We start from the raw sequence: 22310 nt of genomic DNA, 5'->3' as shown, positions 1-22310 counted from the left end.
TGATATCGATCACGGCTCACGACCCGGCGTTGAGGTTGGCGAGGACGACGGCGGCGATCGCCAGAACCAGGGAACCGGCGAGCAGCGCGCCGAGGTAGGTCTGCACGTTGCCGGTCTGGGCGCGGCGGACGACGGTGCCGAGCAGGCGTGCGCCGGCTCCGGAGCCGCGGACGTAGGTGTCGACGACCTCGCGGTCCAGGAAGCGGACGAGGCTCGCCGCGGCCCGGACGGGGCGGACGAACAGCGTCGTGTACAGGGCGTCGAGGTGGAAGCCCGCGGCGGCCGGGCGGTGGAGCGGGCCGAGCAGCAGGCGGCCGGGGTCGGCCGGGTCGGGGGCGTCGCCGTCGGTTCCGTAGGCGGCGGTGTGTGCCGACAGGGCCTGGGCCTCGACGAGGGCGGGTTCGGCGTCGGGGTGGGCGACGACCGTGCCGACGGGGGTGCGGGCGGCGAGCGCGGAGGTGTGGCGCCAGGCGGCGTAGGTGAGGAGGCCGCCGACGAGGCCGACGCCGGTGGAGAGGACGGCGGTGGTCACCGAGGGGGTGAGGGCGTTTTTGTCGAACCACTCCGTGAGCGTGCCGGCGGCCAGTCCGAAGGCGATGGTGGGGACGGCGAGCACCCACAGGGGGGCGGTCATGGCGATGGGCTGCCTGCCGTGGTCGGGGGCCTCGGCGCCGCGGCCCCGGAAGGCGAGTAGCCAGAGGCGGGTGGCGTACGCGGCGGTGAGGACGGCGGCGAGCAGTCCGGCGACGAGTACGGTCCAGCCGGCGGCGGCCGGGGCGACGTGCCGCTCCCCGAGCGCAGTGTGCTCGGCGGCGACGAGGACGGCTTCCTTGGAGAAGAAGCCGGCGAACGGCGGGATGGCGGCGAGGGCGAGCAGGGCGACGGTCATCGTCCAGTAGGCGTCCGGGACGCGCTTCGTCAGGCCGCTCAGGCGGGACATGGCGGCCAGTGAGTTGGTCCCGGCGGCGTGGATGACGACGCCCGCCGCGAGGAAGAGGACGGCCTTGAACGCGCCGTGCGAGAGGAGGTGGAAGACGGCGGCCCCGCGGTCGCCGACGGCCAGGGCGCCGGACATGTAGCCGAGCTGGCCGATGGTCGAGTAGGCGAGGACGCGCTTGATGTCGTCCTGGGCGAGGGCGGCGAGGCCCGAGCCGATCATCGTGATCGCCGCCATGACGGCGAGGACGACGAGGGCCGCGCCGGACGCGGCGAAGACGGGGAGGAGGCGGGCCACGAAGTAGATGCCGGCGGCGACCATCGTCGCTGCGTGGATCAGCGCGGAGACGGGGGTGGGGCCGGCCATCGCGTCGGGCAGCCAGGTGTGCAGGGGGAACTGCGCCGACTTGCCCGCGACGCCCGCGAGGAGCAGCAGGGCGATGAGGGTGGGATGGTCGAGGCCGCCGTTCGCGACGGCGCCCAGGATGCCGGTGATGCGGAACGTGCCGGTGTCGGCGGCGAGCGCGAACAGGCCGATCAGGAAGGGGACGTCGCCGAGCTTGGTGACCAGGAACGCCTTGAGGGAGGCGGCGCGGGCCTCGGGCGTCTCCCAGTAGTGGCCGACGAGGAAGTACGAGCAGATGCCCATGATCTCCCAGCCGACCAGGAGCACCATCACGTCGCCGGAGTAGACGACGAGCAGCATCGCGGAGGTGAAGAGGGAGACGAGGGCGGTGTACGAGGGGTAGCGGGGGTCGTCGCGCAGGTAGGCGGTCGAGTAGATCTGCACGCAGGTCGCGACGAGCCCGACCAGGACGGCGACGAGGACGGCGAAGCCGTCGAGGTGCAGGGCGAGGTCGATGGGGACGGAGCCGGTGGGGGTGAGCCGGGTCGCGGCGTCGATGGCCCGGCCGCCGCCCTGGCGCGAGGCGACGAGGACGGCGAGCACGAAGGCGGTGAAGGTCGGCAGTACGGCCAGGGGGCGTACGTATCCGGGGGCGAAGAGAAGCGTGCGAAGCCCCGTCTCGGGGCGGTGGCGGGAGACGGCCGGGCCGAGGAGGAGGCCGGCCGCGGCGCCCAGGAAGGGGAGGAGGGGGACGAGGACGGCGAGGGTCGTGGTGGTCACGCGGTGGCCTCTGCCTTCTTTGCCTTCCCTGCCGCAGCAGTGGCCTGGTCTTCGGTGTCGGGCTCGTCGCCGGGGAGGGATTCGGCGGCGTCGGTCTCGGCGGTGTCGCGGAGCCGGTCGATGTCCGAGGTGCCGCGGTTGCGGTACACGGCGAGGACGATCGCCAGGCCGATGCCGATCTCCGCCGCCGCGACGGCGATGGTGAAGAGGGCGAGGGCCTGGCCGCCGTGCAGGGTGTCGCGGAGCCAGACGTCGAAGGCGACCAGGTTGAGGTTGACGGCGTTGAGCATCAGCTCGACGGACATCAGGACGAGGATCGCGTTGCGGCGGGCGAGCACTCCGTACAGCCCGACGCAGAAGAGGAGGGCGGCGAGCACGGCGGGATAGGCGAGGTGCATCAGCTCTGCTCCTTACCGCGCTTGCGGGACAGGACGATCGCGCCGACCAGGGCGGCGAGCAGCAGGACGGAGAGTGCTTCGAACGGCAGCACCCAGTGCCGGAAGAGGAAGGAGCCGGTGACCTCGGTCGAGCCCTGGGCCGGTCCGTCCAGGTCGATCCAGGTGGTGCGGAAGGCGTCGACGACGACCCAGACGAGTGCGCCGGCGGCGGCGACCGCCACGCCGAGGGCCGCCCAGCGGTTGCCCGAGTCGGCGTCCGGGGAGCGGCCGATGGGGGCCTTGGTGAGCATCAGCCCGAAGAGGAGGAGGACGACCACGGAACCGACGTAGATCAGTACCTGCACCCAGGCGATGAACTCGGCGGTGAGCAGGAGGTACTCGACGGCGAGCCCGCCGAGCGCCACGACCAGCCAGAGGGCGGCGTGCACCAGTTGCCTGGTCGTGACGGTGACGAGGGCCGCTCCGAGGGTGGCGAGGCCGACGAGGAGGAAGGCGATCTCGATGCCGGTCGGGGAGAGGAAGCCGGAAGGGGCCGCGGTGGTCGCGGTGGCTGTGGTGGCCGTGGCTGCCGTAGTGGCTGCGGCGATCGCTGTGGCTGCGAGTGTCACTCCTCCCCCTCCGCTTCCTGCTGGTTCTGCTGGATCTGCTGAGCTTCCTGGGCTTCCTGGGCGCGTTGGGCTTCGAGTTTCTCCGCCGTCTTGCGGGCGGCGGCGATCTCCTTCGGCTCCTCGGCGCCGGGGTCGAGCGCGGGCGGTTCCGGCACCGTCCACATCCAGGCGCGGAGTTTGTCGCGCTCATGGGTGAGTTCGAGGATGTCCGTCTCCGCGTACTCGAACTCCGGTGACCAGAACAGCGCGTCGAAGGGGCACACCTCGATGCAGATGCCGCAGTACATGCAGAGCGAGAAGTCGATCGCGAAGCGGTCCAGGACGTTGCGGCTGCGCTCGCGGCCACCGGGGGCGGCGGCGGGCACCGTCTCCTTGTGGGAGTCGATGTAGATGCACCAGTCCGGGCACTCACGGGCGCAGAGCATGCAGACCGTGCAGTTCTCCTCGAACAGCGCGATGACGCCGCGGGAGCGGGGCGGGAGTTCGGGCTGGACGTCCGGGTACTGCGCGGTGACCGTCTTCCGCGTCATCGTCCGCAGGGTGACGGCCAGCCCCTTGGCCAGGCCGGAGCCGGGGATGCGGGGCCGGGAGGGCGGGTGCGACTCGGCCATCAGTTGATCGCCACCTTCACGATGCCGGTGAGCGCGATCTGCGCGAGAGCGAGCGGGACGAGGGTGGTCCAGGCGAGCTTCTGCAGCTGGTCCTCGCGCAGCCGGGGATAGGTCACCCGCAGCCAGATGACGACGAAGGCGAGGACCGCGGTCTTGAGGAGCGTCCAGACCCAGCCGAGCCCGTCGGCGCCGAGCGGGCCGTGCCAGCCGCCGAGGAAGAGAACGCTGGTCAGCGCGGACAGGACGACGATGCCCGCGTACTCGGCGAGCAGGAAGAGCGCGAAGCGCAGCCCGGTGTACTCGGTGTACGCGCCGAAGATGATCTCGGAGTCGGCGACCGGCATGTCGAAGGGCGGGCGCTGGAGCTCGGCGAGTCCGGCCACGAAGAAGACCAGGGCGCCGACGATCTGCCAGGGCAGCCACCACCACTCGAAGGCGTCGAGGATGCCCGTCAGGGAGACGGTCCCGGCCGCCATCGCGACGGAGGCGGCGGCGAGCAGCATCGGCAGTTCGTACGCGAGCAGCTGGGCGGCGGTGCGCAGGCCCCCGAGGAGGGAGAACTTGTTGGCCGAGGCCCAGCCCGCCATCAGCGAGCCGAGCACCCCGACGCCCATCACGGCGAGCACGAAGAAGATGCCCGCGTCGACGGCCGTCCCGACCGCGCTCTCGCCGGGTCCGACCGGAATGGCGACGAGCACGAGGAGGTACGGGAGAAGCGCGACGGCCGGGGCGAGCTGGAAGACCCGGCGGTCGGCCCGGTCCGGGACGATGTCCTCCTTCTGCGCGAACTTCACGCCGTCCGCCACGAGCTGCGCCCAGCCGTGGAAGCCGCCCGCGTACATGGGGCCGAGGCGGCCCTGCATGTGGGCCATCACCTTGTGCTCGGTCTGCCCCACGACGAGCGGGAGGACCATGAACACGGCGAAGACGATGACGAGCCGGAGGGCGACGTCGAGTACGTCGTTCACGCGGTATCGCCTCCGGCGGTGCTGTCGGGGGTGTCCGGGTTCTCGGACTGCGGGGACTGGGGTGACTTCGGTGACCTGGGGGACGTGTGCTCGGGGCCGTCGGAACGCTCGGGAGCGCTCGTGTCCGGGGACTCGCCCGAGGGCCCGTCCGGCTCGCCCGGTTCCGTGGCGGGTTCCACACCCGGTTCCGCACTCGGTTCCGCACTCGGTTCCGGGCCCTGTTCCGCACCCGGTTCGAAGGCCGGGCGGGCGTGGTGCCAGGGGGCGTCGCTGCTTCCGGCCCTCGGCGCTTCGCGCCGCCGAGCCGCCGGCCCCTGCTGCTGCGCCGAGTCCTGATCCCCTTCCGCCCTCTGCTGGCTCGCCGAGCCCTGGGACGCGCTGCGGTTGCGGCGCGGGGTGGCCGAGGGGGCGGTGGGGCCGGCGGGCGGGGTCGTCGCCGGAGCGTCGGCGTCGGCGGCCGGGGGCGTCGCCGGAGCGTCGGCAGCCGGAGCGGCGGCTTCGGTCGGGGTCGTCGTCGCCGGTCCCGTGCGCCGGCTCGCCGAACCCTCGCTCGCACTGCGGCTGCGGCGCGGGGTGGCTGCCGGAGCGGCGGTTTCGGTGGCCGGGGCTGCCTCCGTCGCCCCCGTGCGCCGGCTCGCCGAGCCCTCGCTCGCGCTGCGGCTGCGGCGCACGGGGCGGTCGCCCGCCGCGCGCGGGGTGCGGGCCGGGCGGGACGGGGCGGGCGGGAGCTGCCCCTTCAGGGGGCCCCACTCGTTCGGGTCGGGGACGCCGGGCGGCAGCATCGTGCGCCGCTTCGCGCCGCCGTGCTCCGACTCGCCCGGCTCCTTCGCACCCGGCCACGCCTTCGCGACGCGTGCCGCCAGCACGAAGTCCTTGCGCAGCGGGTGACCCTCGAAGCCCTCGGGCAGCAGCAGCGGCACGAGGTGCGGGTGGCCCTCGAAGCCGATGCCGAACATCTCGTGGGTCTCGCGCTCGTGCCAGGCCGCGCCCGCGTAGACGCCGACGGCCGTGGGCAGGACGGCGGCGTCGTGCGGAACGGTCGTACGGATCAGGAGCCGCCGGACCCCGCCGTCGGCCAGGGCCGCGACATGGGCGCAGATCTGGAAGCCGGTGCCCGGTTCGTCGACCGCGCTCAGCCAGTCGAAGTAGGTGCAGCCCAGCCGGTCTCGGGCCGTTTCGAGGGCGGTGATCCAGGAGGCCGCCGGTACGTCGACGGTCAGCAGGTCGTAGGCGTGCTCGGCCGTCGCACCCTCGCCGAAGAGCTCGGCGGCGGCGTCCGGCAGCCGGTCGTAGGCATCGGCGGCAGCGGTGCCGGTCATGCTCGGTCCTCTCCCGGGGTCTTTCGTGCGCCGCCCTCTTCCAGGGTTCGTGCGCCGTCCTCTCCCCGGGGCTGCGGGGCGGCGACCAGGTCGCTGCGCAGTGCGGCGGTGGAGGGCCGGCCGCCGCCCGTCGCGTACCGCTCCCCCAGCGACTCGCGGGCGATCTTCTCCTGGAGCTTGAGGATGCCCTGGAGCAGCGCCTCGGGCCGGGGCGGGCAGCCGGGGACGTAGACGTCGACCGGGATGATCTGGTCGACGCCCTTGGTCACGGAGTACGAGTCCCAGTACGGGCCGCCGCAGTTGGAGCAGGCGCCGAAGGAGATGACGTACTTGGGCTCGGGCATCTGCTCGTACAGCCGCTTCACGGCCGGGGCCATCTTGTCCGTCACCGTGCCGGAGACGATCATCAGGTCGGCCTGGCGCGGGCCGGGCGCGAACGGGATCACGCCGAGCCGGATGAAGTCGTGCCGGGCCATGGAGGCGGCGATGAATTCGATGGCGCAGCAGGCGAGCCCGAAGTTGAAGACCCAGAGGCTGTAGCGGCGGCCCCAGTTCAGGACCACCTTCATCGGTTCGGGTGCCAGGCGCGACAGGACGCCGAGCCGCTTGGGCTCCGGCAGGAACGTCGGTACGGCCTGCGGTTCGGCCCCTTCGTCGGCCTGCGGCCCGGACGCCTCGTGGGCCTGCGGGCTGGTCACGTCCATTCGAGGACGCCCTTCTTCCATGCGTAGAGCAGTCCCACGGCCAGGAAGCCGAGGAAGACGAACATCTCCACCAGCGTCGTCGCCCCGTATCCGGGCGCGGCGAACACGGTCGCCCACGGGAACAGGAAGATCGAATCGACGGCGAAGATCACGTACAGGAAGGCATAGACGTAATAACGGACCTGGGTATGTGCCCATCCTTCACCCACCGGGTCCACGCCGCACTCGTACGTCAGGAGCTTCTCCGGCGTCGGGACCACGGGGCGCAGCAGTCGGCCGGCCCCGAAGGCGACCGCGACGAACAGCACGCCGAGCACGGCGAGCAGTCCGACCACGGAATAGCCGTGGAAGTAGTCCGACGCGAGAACGGTCGATCCCGGCAGGTCCGCCACGTCCGTCCCCCGCTCCCTCGAAATCCGTTCGGCGATCTGTACGCACGGGAGTCTAGGCCCTGCTAAAGGGAGGGTAAGCAGCCGTGTCGGACATCTGGTGGGGTTATCCCCCCGTCGTCCCACCCAGGAGCCCCATGGCATGTGCGGGGGGCGGCCCGGCAGGCTTGGGTTCATGACCACGAGCTCTCAGGCATCCGACGACGACCGGCCGCGGCGGTTCGTCCGTCTCGCTCCCGACCGGTGGACCTGGAAGGAGCTGGCCCATCTGCTGATCGACTTCCCCGCGACCCTGTTCGGGTTCCTCTACGCAGTGATCATGGTCGGTGTCGGGGTGGGGCTCGCGGTCACGGTGATCGGTCTGCCCCTGCTCGCGGCCGGACTGCACGGGGCGCGCCTGATCGGGAGGGCCGAGCGGGGCCGGGCGCGGGTGTTGCTCGGGCTCCGGATCGACGAACCGAGTCCGATGGTGCTGTCCCGGAGGGCGAAGGGTTTCTTCCCCTGGCTGTGGTCGAGCCTCAAGGACCCGGTGGGCTGGCGGGCGGTGCTGTACTCCTTCGTCCGGCTGCCCTGGGGCATTCTCACCTTCACGGTGGTGCTCGTGAGCCTCCTGTTGCTGTGGCCGGCGCTTCCCGGCATCGCGCGGCTCTTCGCCGACGGGGACCGGATGATGGTGCGCGGGCTGCTCTCGCCCTCCGACGAGCTGGAGCGCAGGATCGCCGAGCTGGAGTCGGACCGGGGGGTGGTCGTGGACACGGCAGCCGCCGACCTGCGCCGTATCGAACGCGACCTCCACGACGGCGCCCAGGCCCGCCTCGTCGCCCTCGCCATGGGCCTGGGCCTGGCGAAGGAGAAGCTCACCGACGACCCCGAGGCCGCCGCCCGCATGGTCGACGAGGCCCACGGCGAGGTCAAGATCGCCCTCCAGGAACTCCGCGACCTCGCCCGCGGCATCCACCCCGCCGTCCTCACCGACCGAGGACTCGACGCCGCACTCTCCGCCGTCGCCTCCCGCTGCACCGTCCCCGTCACCGTCGAAGTGGACCTGGACTCCCGCCCGGCCCAGGCGATCGAGGGCATCGCGTACTTCACCGTCTCCGAACTGCTGCAGAACGTGAGCAAGCACAGCGCGGCCCGCTCCGCCACCGTCGACGTGTGGCGGACCGCGAACCGGCTGATGCTCCAGGTCGCCGACGACGGCCGCGGCGGGGCCCGGCTGGACGGCGGTACGGGAATGGCGGGGCTGGCCGAGCGGCTGGGCGCCGTCGACGGGCTGTTCGTCGTCGACTCCCCGGTCGGCGGGCCGACGAGGGTCACGGCGGAACTGCCCTGGCGGGACCGGGACGGGGCCGCTGGGCGGGACCGGGCCAGGAGCCGTTCCCGGAACGGCTGACGCCCCCGCGCCCCGGCCCGTGAAGGGCCCGCGACGCTCCCGGGGGTGGGGAAAACCCCCGGCCGAAGAGGGAGATCCTCCTCATGGTGCGCCGATCCGCGACACCGCACTCTTGATGTACCAACCGACGTACCGGCCGAAGCCCGGCTCGACCCGCGCGCACCGGCCGGAAACCCCGCGCTGCGGACCGCGCCGCGGACCGCACCACAGACCGCGCCACAGACCGCCGAGAAGGAACGGACAGCACCCATGACCACTGCATACGGACCGAACACTCGGGACCTCCAGCGGTCCGGGGCCGGTCATGGGGACCGCTCCCTGGTGAAGCGGCTCCCGCCCGTGCTGCGCGCGCCCATCGAGGGCCGGACCTGGCGCGAGTTCGCGTATCTGATGCTGAGCCTGCCGATCTCCCTGGTCGCGTTCAGCCTCGCGATCACCCTGACGGCGCTGGGCTTCGGCATGCTGATCACCTTCCTCGGCATCCCGATCCTGGCCGCCGCGCTGACCATGTGCCGCGGCTTCGGCGCGATGGAGCGGGCGCGGGCGCGGGCCCTGCTGAACGCGGACGTGGCGAGCCCGCCGCCGGCCCGGGGCAGCACCGGTGGTCCGCTGTCCTGGATGGGCGCGGTCATCAAGAGCGGGGTGTCCTGGCGGCACCTGCTGTACTCGCTGCTGCACATGCCCTGGGCGATCTTCGCCTTCAGCGTCTCGCTGGTGCTCTGGTCGTGGGGGTGGACCCTGCTCACCTACCCGCTGTGGAAGTGGGTGCTCCCGGTCTCCGCCCACGTCGGCACGAGCGGCATCCAGCTGTACAGCAACCGCTCGCACACGGTCCGCCTCGACACCCCCTTCGAGCTGGCTGTGACCAGCGCGTTCGGCCTGGTTCTCGTCCTCGTCACGCCGTGGATCATCCGCGGTCTGGCGGCCGTGGACCGGACCATGGTCGTCGGGCTGCTCGGCCCCTCCCGGCTCGCGACCCGCGTCGTCGAGCTGGAGTCGGACCGGGGGGTGGTCGTGGACACGGCAGCCGCCGACCTGCGCCGCATCGAACGCGACCTCCACGACGGCGCCCAGGCCCGCCTCGTCGCCCTCGCCATGGATCTGGGCCTGGCGAAGGAGAAGCTCACCGACGACCCCGAGGCCGCCGCCCGCATGGTCGACGAGGCCCACGGCGAGGTCAAGATCGCCCTCCAGGAACTCCGCGACCTCGCCCGCGGCATCCACCCCGCCGTCCTCACCGACCGAGGACTCGACGCCGCACTCTCCGCCGTCGCCTCCCGCTGCACCGTCCCCGTCACCGTCGAAGTGGACCTGGACTCCCGCCCGGCCCAGGCGATCGAGGGCATCGCGTACTTCACCGTCTCCGAACTGCTGCAGAACGTGAGCAAGCACAGCGCGGCCCGCTCCGCCACCGTCGACGTGTGGCGGACCGCGAACCGGCTGATGCTCCAGGTCGCCGACGACGGCCGCGGCGGGGCCGATCCGTCGACGGGCAGCGGGCTGGCGGGGCTGGCCGAACGGCTGGACGCGGTGGACGGCGTCCTCGTCGTGGACTCCCCGGTCGGCGGGCCGACGCGGATCACGGCCGAGCTTCCGTGGCGCGGCTGAGCGCGCCCGTCCGGTGCCGACGCGGCACGTCCCGCCGCCGGGGGGACGTGCCCGTTCCGTACCGGCCCGGCGCGTCCCACTGACAGCGCCGGGCCGGTACGACTGCGGGGCCGAGGACAGAGGCCGGGCCCGGGGCCGAGGACAGAGGCCGGGGCACAGAGACCGGGCCCGGGGCCGAGCACACAGGCCGGCGCCAGGGCCGAGGACAGGAGCCCCGGCCCCGGACCCCCGGGCCCTTTCACGCCCCTCCCGCTCCCTCTTTCGCTCCCGCTCCCTCTCCCCCCTTTGCGGTACCGGCCCTGCCCGAAGTCCCCCCGGCGGCTGAGGACACCGCACCGGCGATACTGGGATGCTGGAGATCGTAGGGCTGGGACCAGCGAACAGTGGGGGGCCAAGGCTTCATGGTGGAGGACAGGGTGCGAGTGGTCATCGCCGAGGATTCGGTGCTGCTCCGGGAAGGGCTGACCCGGTTGCTGACCGATCTCGGGCACGACGTCGTCGCCGGAGTCGGGGACGCCGAGGCTCTGATCAAGACGGTGGACGACCTGGCGGCGCAGGACGCGCTGCCCGATGTGGTGGTCGCCGACGTGCGGATGCCTCCGACCCACACCGACGAAGGGGTGCGCGCGGCCGTGCGGCTGCGGAAGGAACACCCCGGGATCGGGGTCCTGGTCCTTTCGCAGTACGTGGAGGAGCAGTACGCGACCGAGCTGCTGGCCGGGTCCAGCCGGGGCGTGGGGTACCTGCTGAAGGACCGCGTCGCCGAGGTCCGGGAGTTCGTGGACGCGGTGGTCCGGGTGGCACAGGGCGGGACGGCCCTGGACCCGGAGGTGGTGGCGCAGCTGCTGGGGCGGAGCCGCAAGCAGGACGTCCTGGCGGGGCTGACGCCGCGCGAGCGCGAGGTGCTCGGCCTGATGGCGGAGGGCCGGACGAACTCCGCCGTGGCCCGGCAGCTGGTGGTGAGCGACGGCGCCGTGGAGAAGCACGTCAGCAACATCTTCCTGAAGCTGGGCCTGTCCCCCAGCGAGGGGGACCACCGCCGGGTGCTCGCCGTGCTGACCTACCTGAACTCCTGACCTGCCTGAACTCCTGAATGGCTGACACCCTGTCAGGTAATTGACGGGCGCCGCTCCGGGGGACCGGCGGGCGCCGCCGCGGGAAGCGGGGAACGAGGAGGGGGGAAGGGGGCGCGAAAAGCCTCCGCCGCCCTTCACCAGGGCCGCCGACGGCCCTCCCCCGCGACCGGGGACCTAGCACAAAAGAATGAGCGCACAGCATCTGCATCGAGTGACTGGGGGGCTTACGAATCATGGCAAACCGGCATAAAACCGCGTTCCAAAAACATGTCCACCATACGATCGCTCCAGGGAAGGCGACCCTTACAGACGTAGGGTGGGCATGGGGACCGCCGGCGGGCCGGCGGGTCCCGAACCGCCGCCCCGAGGGAGGTCCAGTTCAGTGACCAGCCAGGTCAGTAGCCCAGCCGAACAGGCCGATGAGGCCAGCGAGGCGCTCGTCGGGGGACAGCGCGCCCCCCACTCCGGTCACGCGGGCGCCGATGGGAAGGAAGTCCACCGTCTGGATCGGGTGATCATTCGTTTTGCGGGTGACTCCGGGGACGGCATGCAGCTGACGGGGGACCGTTTCACTTCGGAGACGGCTTCGTTCGGGAACGATCTGTCGACGCTGCCGAACTTCCCTGCCGAGATCCGGGCTCCTGCCGGGACACTGCCGGGGGTGTCGTCGTTCCAGCTGCATTTCGCCGATCACGACATCCTCACGCCGGGTGACGCCCCGGACGTGCTGGTGGCGATGAACCCGGCCGCGCTGAAGGCGAACATCGCCGATGTGCCGCGCGGGGCCGAAATCATCGTGAACACCGACGAGTTCACCAAGCGGCCGATGGCGAAGGTCGGTTACGAAACGTCTCCACTGGAGGACGGGTCGCTGGACGCCTACAGCGTGCACCCGGTGCCGCTGACGACGCTGACGGTCGAGGCGCTGAAGGAGTTCGGCCTTTCGCGCAAGGAGGCCGAGCGGTCGAAGAACATGTTCGCGCTGGGGCTGCTGTCGTGGATGTACCACCGCCCCACGGAGAACACCGAGACGTTCCTGCGGCGGAAGTTCGCGAAGAAGCCGCAGATCGCCGAGGCGAACGTGGCGGCGTTCCGCGCGGGGTGGAATTTCGGTGAGACGACGGAGGACTTCGCCGTCTCCTACGAGGTGGCTCCGGCCTCGCAGGCCTTCCCTGCGGGGACGTACCGCAATATTTCGGGGAACCTGGCGCTGTCCTACGGGCTGGTGGCCGCGTCCCGGCAGGCGGACCTGCCGCTGTACCTGGGCTCGTACCCGATCACTCCGGCCTCGGACATCCTGCACGAGCTGAGCCGGCACAAGAACTTCGGGGTGCGGACCTTCCAGGCGGAGGACGAGATCGCCGGCATCGGTGCCGCACTGGGTGCGGCGTTCGGCGGCTCCCTCGCCGTGACCACCACCTCCGGCCCCGGCGTGGCCCTGAAGTCCGAGACGATCGGGCTGGCGGTGTCGCTGGAGCTGCCGCTGGTGATCGTGGACATCCAGCGCGGCGGCCCCTCGACCGGTCTGCCGACCAAGACCGAGCAGGCCGACCTGCTCCAGGCGATGTACGGGCGCAACGGCGAGGCCCCCGTCCCCGTCATCGCCCCCCGGACCCCGGCGGACTGCTTCGACGCGGCCCTGGAGGCCGCCCGCATCGCCCTGACGTACCGCACCCCGGTCTTCCTGCTCTCCGACGGCTACCTCGCCAACGGCTCCGAGCCCTGGAAGATCCCCGAGCTCGACGAACTGCCCGACCTGCGCGTCCAGTTCGCCACCGGGCCCAACCACCGACTGGACGACGGCACCGAGGTGTTCTGGCCCTACCGGCGCGACCCCCGCACCCTGGCACGCCCCTGGGCGCTGCCCGGCACCCCGGGGCTGGAGCACCGCATCGGCGGGATCGAGAAGCAGGACGGCACCGGGAACATCTCCTACGACCCGGCCAACCACGACTTCATGGTCCGCACCCGCCAGGCCAAGATCGACAACATCGAGGTTCCCGACCTCCACGTCGACGACCCCGACGGCGCCCGCACCCTGGTCCTGGGCTGGGGCTCCACCTACGGCCCCATCACCGCCGCCGTCCGCCGCCTGCGCGCCGCCGGCACCCCCATCGCCCAGGCCCACCTGCGCCACCTCAACCCCTTCCCCGAGAACCTCGGCGAAGTCCTCAAGGCCTACGACAAGGTCGTCGTCCCCGAGATGAACCTCGGCCAGCTCGCCACCCTCGTCCGGGCCAAGTACCTCGTCGACGCACACAGCCACACCCAGGTCAACGGCATGCCGTTCAAGGCCGAACAGCTCGCGGCGGCTCTCAAGGAGGCCATCGATGCCTGACACCAACGAACTGCTCCAGCTGGTGCCCAAGGCCGAGGCCAAGCAGTCCATGAAGGACTTCAAGTCCGACCAGGAAGTGCGCTGGTGCCCCGGCTGCGGTGACTACGCGGTCCTGGCCGCCGTACAGGGCTTCATGCCCGAACTCGGCCTGGCCAAGGAGAACATCGTCTTCGTCTCCGGGATCGGCTGCTCCTCCCGCTTCCCGTACTACATGAACACCTACGGGATGCACTCCATCCACGGCCGCGCCCCGGCCATCGCCACCGGCCTGGCCTCCTCCCGCCGCGACCTGTCCGTCTGGGTGGTCACCGGCGACGGCGACGCCCTGTCCATCGGCGGCAACCACCTCATCCACGCCCTGCGCCGCAACGTCAACCTCAAGATCCTCCTGTTCAACAACCGGATCTACGGACTCACCAAGGGCCAGTACTCCCCGACCTCCGAAGTCGGCAAGATCACCAAGTCCACGCCGATGGGCTCCCTGGACGCCCCCTTCAACCCCGTCTCCCTGGCCCTGGGAGCCGAGGCGTCCTTCGTCGCCCGCACCGTCGACTCCGACCGCAAGCACCTCACCGGTGTCCTGCGCGCGGCGGCCGACCACCCGGGCACGGCGCTGGTGGAGATCTACCAGAACTGCAACATCTTCAACGACGGCGCCTTCGAGGCCCTCAAGGACAAGGACCGCGCCCAGGACGCCGTCATCCGCCTGGAACACGGGCAGCCGATCCGGTTCGGCGCCGACGACACCCGGGGCGTCGTCCGCAACCCCGACACCGGCGACCTCGACGTCGTCACCGTCACCCCCGACAACGAGGACCGCATCCTGGTCCACGACGCCCACAACCCCTCGCCCACCACCGCCTTCGCCCTCTCCCGCCTCGCCGACCCCGACACCCTCCACCACACCCCCATCGGCGTCTTCCGCGACGTCCAGCGCCCCGTCTACGACACCCTCATGGCCCAGCAGCTCGACACCGCCGTCGAACAGCACGGCAAGGGCGACCTCGCCGCCCTCCTCGCCGGCAACGACACCTGGACCGTCGTCGGCTGACCCCACCACCCCGCACCACCGCACCATCCCGCACCACCGTCCCGCCGGACGGGCCACATCCCGGCCCGTCCGGCGACGACGTACCCGGCCCCGGGCCTGTCGGCGCGCACCATGGCGCCATGACCCCCGATCGCCTCGCGTACCGCATCAAACGACGTCTGCTCGGTCGACCCCTCACCACGGAGCGCATCAGCGAGGAGAAGCTGAGCAACCGCACGGCGCTCGGGGTCCTCGCCTCCGACTGCATCAGTTCCTCCGCGTACGGCTCCGAGGAGATGCTCAGGGTCCTCGTGCCCGTCGTCGGGGCCGCCGCCTTCACCCTGCTGATGCCGGTGACCGGCGCGATCCTGCTGGTCCTGCTGCTCCTGACGCTCTGTTACAGCGACGTCGTCATGATCTACACCCGGGCGGGCGGCTCGTACGTCGTCGCGCGCGAGAACTTCGGGCCGAACATCGCGCAGATCGCCGCCGTCGCCCTGCTCGTCGACTACATCGTCACCGTCGCCGTACAGGTCTCGGCCGGCACCAACGCGCTGATCTCGCTCGCCCACCTGATCGGGAACGACTTCACCGGCCTGGACCACCTCCAGCTCCCGGTCTCCGTCGGCGTCATCGCGCTGCTCGCGTACGGGAATCTGCGCGGCATCCGTGAGGCGGGCCGGACCTTCGCGCTGCCCGCCTATCTGTTCATGGCCGCCATCGGACTCGTTCTCGTCGTCGCCCTGCTGCGCGAGCTGACGGGCGGGCTGCCGCGCGCCGACCCGCACGCGGCCGGGGCCGTGCCGTTCGGCACCCCGGGCGAGGGCTGGCTGTACGGCGCGTCCCTCTTCATCGTGCTGCGCTCGTTCGCCAACGGCGGCTCGTCCCTCACCGGGCTCGAAGCGATCTCCAACGGCATCTCCGCGTTCCGCGAACCGCAGGGCCGCAACGCCCGCGTCACCCTGATCGCGATGAGCTGCGTGCTCGGCACCCTGGTCCTCGGCGTCTCCACACTGGCGCACTTCACCCATGCCGTCCCGTACACCGACGGCACCCCGACCGTCATCGCGCAGGAGGCCCATCTGGCCTTCGGCAGCGGGATGCTGGGGACGGCCGGGCTGGTCTTCGTGCAGCTGGCGACCGCGCTGGTCCTCTACACCGGCGCCAACACCCCGTTCACCGGCTTCCCGTTCCTCGCCAGCTTCGTCGCCGAGGACCGGTTCCTGCCCCGGCAGTTGACCCGGCGCGGGCACCGGCTCGCGTTCTCCAACGGCATCATCGCGCTGACCGTCGTCTCGACGGCGCTGCTGCTGGTCACCGACGCCACCGTGGACAGGCTGGTGGCGCTGTACGCGATCGGCGTGTTCACCGCCTTCACCATGTCCGGTGCCGGTCTCACCGCGTACCACCTGCGACGCCGCGAGCCGTACCGCCGGACGAAGATCGCGGTCAACGGGCTCGCCGCGGCCATCTCGGCCGCGGTCGTGCTGATCTTCGCGGTCACCAAGTTCACCGAGGGGGCCTGGCTGGTCGTGGTGATCTTCCCGCTCGGCGTGTGGGCGCTGATGCGGATCAACCGCGAGTACCGGCACGAGGCCGCCGCGCTCCAGAGCATCCAGTCGCCGGGGGCCGACCGGCCCCGGGACCGCCGCCACCTGGTCTTCGTCCTCGTCGAGACGCTCGACCTGGCGACGCTCAAGGCGCTGCGGTACGCGCACGAGCTGCGCCCGGACGAGATCCGGGCCGTGCACTTCGCGATCGACGAGGCGCACGGCCGACGGCTGGCCGCCCGGTGGGAGGCGACGGCCGCCACGTCCGTGTCCCTGGACCTGGTGGCGTGCCCGGACCGGCGGCTGCGCCATGCGATGGCGGAGCTGGCCACCCGCACCACGCAGGACGGGACGACGGCGCTGACGGTGCTGGTGCCGCGGCGGATGTACACGAATGTGCTCGGCAAGCTGCTGCACCGGGGCACGGGCGAGCAGATGGCCAAGACGCTGGCGCAGCTGCCGCACGTGGCGGTGACGATCCTGCCGTTCGACGTGTCGCGCGCGCTGCGCGCCCTGGAGGAGGGAGAGGAGCCCCAGCCGGACTGACCGGCCCGGGTCCCCGCCCCGGGAACACGGGGCGGACACCCGCCCCACCGCCCCCACGCGCCCTCGCACGCCCCAGAGGCATCGCGTCATGACCGTAATTCGATACGGGTATGACATGGAGCCCTCCTGGCGGCTACCGTCATTCAGTTGACGGAGCAACCGAACAGACAAGCCAGGAGGGCCCGTGAAGGGGAACAACGAACAGCGGGCCGGACTCCTGTCCGGCTTCGGGGCGTACGGACTGTGGGGGCTCGTCCCGCTCTTCTGGCCGCTGCTGAAGCCCGCCGGGGCCGTCGAGATCCTCGCCCACCGCATGGTCTGGTCCCTCGGGGTCGTGGCCGTCGCCCTGCTGGCGCTGCGCCGCTGGTCCTGGATCGGCGAGCTGCTGCGGCAGCCGCGCAAGCTCGCGCTGGTCTCGGTGGCCGCGGCCGTGATCACGGTCAACTGGGGCCTGTACATATGGTCCGTGAACCACGGCCACGTCGTCGAGGCGTCGCTCGGCTACTTCATCAACCCGCTGGTCACCATCGCCCTGGGCGTGCTGGTCCTCGGCGAACGGCTGCGCCCCGTCCAGTGGGTGGCGGTGGGCGTCGGCGTGGCGGCGGTGCTGGTGCTGGCGATCGGCTACGGGCGGCCCCCGTGGATCTCGCTGACGCTGGCGTTCTCCTTCGCGGCGTACGGGCTGGTGAAGAAGAAGGTCGCCATGGACGGCCTGGAGTCGCTCACCGCCGAGACGGCCGTACTGTTCGTGCCCGCGCTCGGCTATCTGCTGTGGCTGGGCGCCCGGGGCGAGTCGTCGTTCACCTCCGGGGGCCTCGGCCACGCGGCGCTGCTGGCCGCGACGGGCCTCGTGACGGCGGTCCCGCTGGTCCTGTTCGGGGCGGCGGCGATCCGGGTACCGCTCTCCACGCTGGGCCTGCTGCAGTATCTGGCGCCCGTCTTCCAGTTCGCCCTGGGCATCCTGTACTTCCACGAGGCGATGCCGCCGGAGCGGTGGGCCGGGTTCGCCCTGGTGTGGCTGGCCCTCACCCTGCTGACGTGGGACGCGTTCCGGACGGCGCGGCGTACGCGGATCCGGGCGCAGGAGGCCCGGCAGGAGGCCCAGCGGGAGGCCCTGCGGGCGGCGGACCCGGCGGAGCGCGGGGGCCGGGAGGAGCCCGGGGGCCGGACGGAGCGGCGGCCCTCGACGCACACCCCCGCGCCCCGCGAGACCGCGGACACCCAATTTTAGTTACCCGGTTGCATTTTTAACTCGGTTGCGTTTTCCTGGGGGCTCACGAAACCGCGACCGAGGAGTCCGCATGCCCGCGACAGCGTCCACCGTCCCCGTACTCGTCGTCGGTTCGGGCCCGACGGGTCTGATCCTCGCCTGCGACCTGGCGCGGCGCTCCGTCGACGTACGGATCATCGAGAAGTCCGGGGCGTTCCCGCGCAGCTCGCGGGCCAAGGGTCCCAATCCCCGTTCCCTGGAGGTCCTGGAGGACCTGGGTGTCGTCGACCGGGTGCTGGCGGCGGGTTCCGGGCCGCTGCCCATGCGCAAGTACCGCGACGGGCTGCCGGTCGCGGACGCCGACCCGTTCAAGGAGTCCCGCCCCGCGCCGGACGCCCCGTACGACCGGGGCCGGCTGATCGCCCAGTGGCAGCTGGAGGAGATCCTGCGCGACCGGCTGGCGGAGTACGGCGTGCACGTCGAGCTGGGCGCCGAGGCGGTCGGCCTGTCGCAGGGGCCCGAGTCCGTGACCGTCGTCCTCGCCGACGGCCGGAGCATCGAGGCGCGGTACGTGGTGGGCTGCGACGGCGCCCACAGCCCGGTGCGCAAGATGCTCGGCGTCCCGTTCGAGGGCAAGACGGCCGAGGAGCAGTCGATGGTCTGCGGGGACGTCGAGGCGGAGGGCCTCGACCGTTCCCTGTGGCACCAGTGGTTCGACGAGGACGGGGCCGTGATGCTGTGCCCGATCCCGGGTACGCGCACGGGCTGGTGGTTCCAGGCGGGGCCGGAGCGGGACGGGGCGGGAGCCCTCGTGCCGCCCTCCCTGGAGAGCTTCCGGCGGCTGTTCGCCAAGCACACCCGACTGCCGGGCGACCGCATCACGCGGGCCACCCTGCTGTCCACGTACCGGGTCAACGAGCGCATGGTGGACCGCTACCGGGTGGGCCGGGTGCTGCTGGCCGGGGACGCCGCGCACGTGCACTCCATCGCGGGCGGGCTGGGCATGAACACCGGCATCCAGGACGCGTTCAACCTGGGCTGGAAGCTCGCCCGGGTCGTCACCGGCCGGGCGTCGTCCACACTGCTGGACACCTACGAGGAGGAGCGACTGCCCGTGGCCTCCTGGACGCTGGACATCACCTCGGAGCGGCTGCGGGCCACCCTCGACGCGATCAAGCGGCCGGGCGGCGGCCTGGACGCGGCGATCACCGAGGAGACCACGGGGATGAACCGGGGCTACCGCTGGAGCTCGCTGTCCCCCGCCGGTGCTGCTGCTGCCGGCTCCGCCGGTTCCGCCGATCGTCTGCGGGCCGGCGACCGGGCCCCGGACGCCCCCTGCCGCGACACGGCGACCGGCGAGCCGGTCCGCCTGTTCGAGGCGTTCGCCGGGCCGCACTTCACCCTGCTGGGCTTCGGCCCCGGCACGGCAGAGGCGCTGCGGAAGGTGGAGTCGGCGTACGGCGACGCGGTGCGGGCGTACGGGGTGGACGCGGGCGGCCCGCGCGACCTGACCGACGACGCGGGCCACGCCCGCACCGCGTACGGCATCGAGCCGGGCACCGACGCCCTCGTCCTGGTCCGCCCCGACAACCACGTGGGCCTGATCGCCCCGGCCACGGAGAGCGGGTCGGTCCCGGACTACCTCGACCGGCTGGTGGGTACGGCCGGCGCGGCGTAACCCCGGTCGGCGGGGCGCCTCCCGAGCACCCCGCCGACCGGACTCCTGGCTCCGGATTTCCGGTCCCTGAACCCCTGCCCCCCGGCTCCGGTCAGCCGAGCGCCCCGGCGACCTCGTCCATCACCCGCCGCCAGTGCGCGCGGCGCTCCTCGCGTTCCGCCGCGCTCACCAGGTGCTCCTGGTGGAAGCGCAGGACCGACTTCGCGCCGCCCGCGCCGGGTGCGGGCGAGACAGTGACCTGGACGGTCGTGGACCCGTGGGTGAGCCTGATCCGGCTGCCGGGGCGGTGGCCGCGCAGCTCACCGGCCACCCCGTCGGCCGTGCGGTACGGCTCGCCCTTCTCCGTGGGCAGCCCGCCCGCCCCTTCGACCGGCCCGAGCCAAAGCCGTACGCCCTCCCGGCCCACGAGGAAGTCCCAGACGGCCGCCGGGGGCAGGGGCAGGGTCCGTGAGACGCCGATCTCCCAGCCCGCGTCCTTCGTCAGTCCGGTGGGCATCATGACTCCTTCGGAGTGTGCCGGGCGCGGTGCGCCCGTACCTTGTGGAGGTTTCCGCAGTGCTCCATCGCGCACCAGCGCCGCCTGCCGGGCCGCGAGGTGTCGACGAAGAGCAACTTGCAGCGGTCGGAGCCGCATTCGCGGATGCGGTCGGCGTACGGACCGGTGAAGAGTTCCACCGCGTCCCGGGCGACCGTCGACAGCAGCGCGGTCCCGGTGGCGCCCGGGGCCCAGGCCAGAGCCCCGGTGGCGGGGTCGACACGGGGAACGAGCGGCGGCTCGGCCGCCACCGCGTTCACCACGGCGAGGCCGGGCCGCCCGAGATCGCGGCCGTGCGCCCGGTCGGTGGTGAGGTTCCACAACGCGGCCCGCAACTCGTGCGCCCGCTCCAGCTCCCCCGCGCTCACCGACAGGGCCAGACCGCCCGGCAACCGGCTCTCGCCCGCCCAGCGCACCAGGTCCTCGGGGGTGTGCAGCACCTCGTACCCCGTGTACCGCGCGTGCCCCCCGGTGGGCAGCAGCTCCAGGCACAGGGCCCCGGGATCGAAGCGGTAGGGGCGGCCCTCCCGTGTGTGAAGTGTCAGCCCCGGTGCGTCCGTTGACGACTCACTCATGTAACCACTATAAACGGTTTCCATGACCCTGCACTGGAAAGTCGTCATCGACTCGACCGACCCGCACGCCCAGGCCGCCTTCTGGGGCGAGGCCCTCGGCTACCTCGTGGAGGACCACAGCGTCCTGATCGAGCGACTGCTCGGCTTCGGCGCGGTGCCCGAGGACGTCACCCTCATGGCGCACGACCGCCGCGCCTGGCGCGACCTCGCGGGGGTCCGGCACCCCGACGACCCGTACGACGGGGACAGCGGGGCGGGCCTCGGACGACGACTCCTGTTCCAGCGCGTCCCGGAGGCCAAGACGACGAAGAACCGACTCCACCTCGACGTGCACGCCGCCCCGGGCCGGCGCGAGGCCGAGGTCGAACGCCTGGTGGCACTGGGCGCGACGGCGCTCCGCGAAGTGGCGGAACAGGGCGGCACCTGGACCCTGCTCACCGACCCGGAGGGCAACGAGTTCTGCGTGCAGTGACGCGGCGACGCCAACGCGCTTGAGCGAGAGCGGTGTTGGGGTGCGGGCCGCCCGTCCGGGGCATGAGGTCAGGCCGGGCGGACGGGCTCAGCGGTCGCCGACGGACGCGTGCCACTTTCCCCGGGACAGGTGGCACACCCCGTCGGGTGTGATGCGGACCTTGGCGCCGAGCAACGGCAACGAGCCCTCGGTGTTGAGCCGGTTGCGGATGCGCTCCAGGGTCGTCCAGAGCCGTTGCGGCCCGCTCTGATGGACTTCGGGCGGGTCGGTCCACTCGGCGGAGGCTCGGGCCCACGAACCGTCCGGGTGGGCGAGGTACGCGCTACGGGTGCGGCCGCTGACCGCGTAACCGAGTTCCACGCCCGGTGCGGTGACTTCCAGCATGGACCGCAACTCCCACGCGTTCGCCACGTCCACCACGGGGTAGCGGCCCGTCCCGCGCTCGTCCCCTTCCGCGCACTCCGCGAGGGCGAACAGTTCGTCGAGGGTCGGCGGGTGGTCGTCCCCGGAGCGGGTGGGCATGAATCCGGCGATATCGCGCTCCACCACTCCCACCACGTCACCGTTGGTGTGTTTCCATCCGGTGATGATCAGGCAGGTACGACCGAGCGTGGTCGCGATGCGTCCGCCGGGTTCCAGCGCGGCAAGGACCGGGCGGAGCCCCGGCCCGGCGGGTAGACCGACCGTGGAGACGATCCGCTCGTACGAACCCGGCACGTGCTCGGTCGCGTCCGCCGTGACGAACTCGGGGTGAAGACCCATGCGTGCGAGCCGTTCACCCGCCACACCGGTCAGGTAAGGGTCCACGTCCAGGCTCGTCACGTTCTCGGCCCCGATGCGATGGGACGCATACGCGGTGAGCCCACCGGCTCCGGTACCCAGGTCGAGAAGCGGGAGCCCCGGACCGAGCCGCCCGTGCCGCAGCATCCGGACCACGAGACCCGGGAGCGTGGCGGAGGACGTGGGCAGCCCGTCAGGGCGGTCTCCGGGCTTTGCGTGGTCGGCGTGCAACGGGCCGACCCTGGTGACCAACGAGCGGTCCGCGTAGGCCGATCTCATCCACGTGTCCGGGTCATCGGCGCCAACACGAAGAACCCACCTGCCCGATTCATCCATGTCCCACCAGCGCGGGATCAACTCGTGCCGGGGCACCCTCGCCACGGGGGCGAGCCACCGGGAATCCGGATCCGTCACCTGGTCGGCGAGTTTCCCCGCGCCTCTCTCCCAATCCATGTTGCCG

Annotated in this window: 20 protein-coding genes; 9 read left to right on the top strand and 11 right to left on the bottom strand. The window is 72.0% G+C overall.

Annotated elements, in window-relative coordinates; genetic code table 11:
* Positions 1 to 16: 16 nt before the first annotated feature.
* From ACWCXX_RS03940 to ACWCXX_RS03905, 8 genes are read right to left on the bottom strand one after another with little or no spacing between them, the layout of a single operon-like run.
* Positions 17 to 2062, bottom strand: a complete 2046-nt coding sequence (locus ACWCXX_RS03940) for an NADH-quinone oxidoreductase subunit 5 family protein (RefSeq protein ID WP_451124008.1) — start codon at positions 2060 to 2062, stop codon at positions 17 to 19.
* Positions 2059 to 2460 (bottom strand): NADH-quinone oxidoreductase subunit NuoK, encoded by a 402-nt coding sequence (nuoK, locus tag ACWCXX_RS03935; RefSeq protein ID WP_451124006.1) that lies wholly within the window; start codon positions 2458 to 2460, stop codon positions 2059 to 2061. The genes ACWCXX_RS03940 and nuoK overlap by 4 nt, the downstream gene beginning before the upstream one ends.
* Positions 2460 to 3047 carry an NADH-quinone oxidoreductase subunit J family protein gene (locus tag ACWCXX_RS03930; RefSeq protein ID WP_451124372.1) on the bottom strand — a complete coding sequence of 196 codons (588 nt, stop codon included), beginning with the start codon at positions 3045 to 3047 and terminating at the stop codon, positions 2460 to 2462. Before ACWCXX_RS03930 ends, nuoK begins: the two co-directional genes overlap by 1 nt.
* Before the next feature lie 17 nt (positions 3048 to 3064).
* Positions 3065 to 3679 (bottom strand): NuoI/complex I 23 kDa subunit family protein, encoded by a 615-nt coding sequence (locus tag ACWCXX_RS03925; protein ID WP_451124004.1) that lies wholly within the window; start codon positions 3677 to 3679, stop codon positions 3065 to 3067.
* A complete protein-coding gene (locus ACWCXX_RS03920) occupies positions 3679 to 4647 on the bottom strand; it encodes a complex I subunit 1/NuoH family protein (RefSeq protein ID WP_451124002.1) in 969 nt (322 codons plus the stop codon). The genes ACWCXX_RS03925 and ACWCXX_RS03920 overlap by 1 nt, the downstream gene beginning before the upstream one ends.
* Complete coding sequence (locus tag ACWCXX_RS03915) at positions 4644 to 5966, bottom strand: NADH-quinone oxidoreductase subunit C (protein WP_451124000.1); 1323 nt, start codon at positions 5964 to 5966, stop codon at positions 4644 to 4646. The genes ACWCXX_RS03920 and ACWCXX_RS03915 overlap by 4 nt, the downstream gene beginning before the upstream one ends.
* A complete protein-coding gene (locus tag ACWCXX_RS03910; RefSeq protein WP_451123998.1) occupies positions 5963 to 6670 on the bottom strand; it encodes an NADH-quinone oxidoreductase subunit B in 708 nt (235 codons plus the stop codon). The genes ACWCXX_RS03915 and ACWCXX_RS03910 overlap by 4 nt, the downstream gene beginning before the upstream one ends.
* A complete protein-coding gene (locus ACWCXX_RS03905; protein WP_451123996.1) occupies positions 6661 to 7062 on the bottom strand; it encodes an NADH-quinone oxidoreductase subunit A in 402 nt (133 codons plus the stop codon). Before ACWCXX_RS03905 ends, ACWCXX_RS03910 begins: the two co-directional genes overlap by 10 nt.
* 172 nt (positions 7063 to 7234) lie before the next feature.
* Here ACWCXX_RS03905 and ACWCXX_RS03900 point away from each other — a divergent pair, with 172 nt between their 5' ends.
* The 8 genes from ACWCXX_RS03900 (at position 7235) to ACWCXX_RS03865 (ending at position 19488) form a co-directional block, all read left to right on the top strand.
* A complete protein-coding gene (locus ACWCXX_RS03900) occupies positions 7235 to 8452 on the top strand; it encodes a sensor histidine kinase (protein WP_451123994.1) in 1218 nt (405 codons plus the stop codon).
* A 249-nt stretch (positions 8453 to 8701) separates the two neighbouring features.
* A complete protein-coding gene (locus tag ACWCXX_RS03895; RefSeq protein ID WP_451123992.1) occupies positions 8702 to 10060 on the top strand; it encodes a sensor histidine kinase in 1359 nt (452 codons plus the stop codon).
* Positions 10061 to 10461: 401 nt separating this feature from the next.
* On the top strand, positions 10462 to 11136 hold the full coding sequence (locus tag ACWCXX_RS03890) for a response regulator (protein WP_451123990.1): 675 nt from the start codon (positions 10462 to 10464) through the stop codon (positions 11134 to 11136).
* A gap of 382 nt (positions 11137 to 11518) precedes the next feature.
* The gene (locus ACWCXX_RS03885; protein ID WP_451123988.1) at positions 11519 to 13474 is read left to right on the top strand and encodes a 2-oxoacid:acceptor oxidoreductase subunit alpha; all 1956 of its coding nucleotides are present in this window, start codon (positions 11519 to 11521) and stop codon (positions 13472 to 13474) included.
* On the top strand, positions 13467 to 14525 hold the full coding sequence (locus ACWCXX_RS03880) for a 2-oxoacid:ferredoxin oxidoreductase subunit beta (protein ID WP_451123986.1): 1059 nt from the start codon (positions 13467 to 13469) through the stop codon (positions 14523 to 14525). Before ACWCXX_RS03885 ends, ACWCXX_RS03880 begins: the two co-directional genes overlap by 8 nt.
* Before the next feature lie 119 nt (positions 14526 to 14644).
* Complete coding sequence (locus tag ACWCXX_RS03875; RefSeq protein ID WP_451123984.1) at positions 14645 to 16600, top strand: APC family permease; 1956 nt, start codon at positions 14645 to 14647, stop codon at positions 16598 to 16600.
* Between the two features lie 184 nt (positions 16601 to 16784).
* Positions 16785 to 17831: an EamA family transporter RarD gene (gene rarD, locus ACWCXX_RS03870; protein WP_451123983.1), complete on the top strand. Its 1047-nt coding sequence runs from the start codon at positions 16785 to 16787 to the stop codon at positions 17829 to 17831.
* A gap of 70 nt (positions 17832 to 17901) precedes the next feature.
* A complete protein-coding gene (locus ACWCXX_RS03865; protein WP_451123982.1) occupies positions 17902 to 19488 on the top strand; it encodes an FAD-dependent monooxygenase in 1587 nt (528 codons plus the stop codon).
* 91 nt (positions 19489 to 19579) lie between these two features.
* On the opposite strand, the gene ACWCXX_RS03860 is transcribed toward ACWCXX_RS03865, so the two are convergent.
* Both ACWCXX_RS03860 and ACWCXX_RS03855 read right to left on the bottom strand, forming a co-directional pair.
* A complete protein-coding gene (locus ACWCXX_RS03860) occupies positions 19580 to 19984 on the bottom strand; it encodes an SRPBCC family protein (RefSeq protein WP_451123980.1) in 405 nt (134 codons plus the stop codon).
* Positions 19984 to 20598 carry a CGNR zinc finger domain-containing protein gene (locus ACWCXX_RS03855; RefSeq protein ID WP_451123978.1) on the bottom strand — a complete coding sequence of 205 codons (615 nt, stop codon included), beginning with the start codon at positions 20596 to 20598 and terminating at the stop codon, positions 19984 to 19986. Before ACWCXX_RS03855 ends, ACWCXX_RS03860 begins: the two co-directional genes overlap by 1 nt.
* A gap of 22 nt (positions 20599 to 20620) precedes the next feature.
* On the opposite strand from ACWCXX_RS03855, the gene ACWCXX_RS03850 reads away from it, so the two are divergent.
* Complete coding sequence (locus ACWCXX_RS03850; protein ID WP_451123976.1) at positions 20621 to 21070, top strand: VOC family protein; 450 nt, start codon at positions 20621 to 20623, stop codon at positions 21068 to 21070.
* Positions 21071 to 21157: 87 nt separating this feature from the next.
* Here ACWCXX_RS03850 and ACWCXX_RS03845 read toward each other — a convergent pair whose 3' ends face one another.
* Positions 21158 to 22303: a methyltransferase domain-containing protein gene (locus ACWCXX_RS03845; protein ID WP_451123974.1), complete on the bottom strand. Its 1146-nt coding sequence runs from the start codon at positions 22301 to 22303 to the stop codon at positions 21158 to 21160.
* Between the last annotated feature and the right edge of the window lie 7 nt (positions 22304 to 22310).

The sequence above is a fragment of the Streptomyces sp. NPDC001732 genome, from assembly GCF_053596315.1.
Note: the sequence above shows the minus strand (reverse complement) of the source record. Positions and strands in the feature narration are given on the sequence as shown.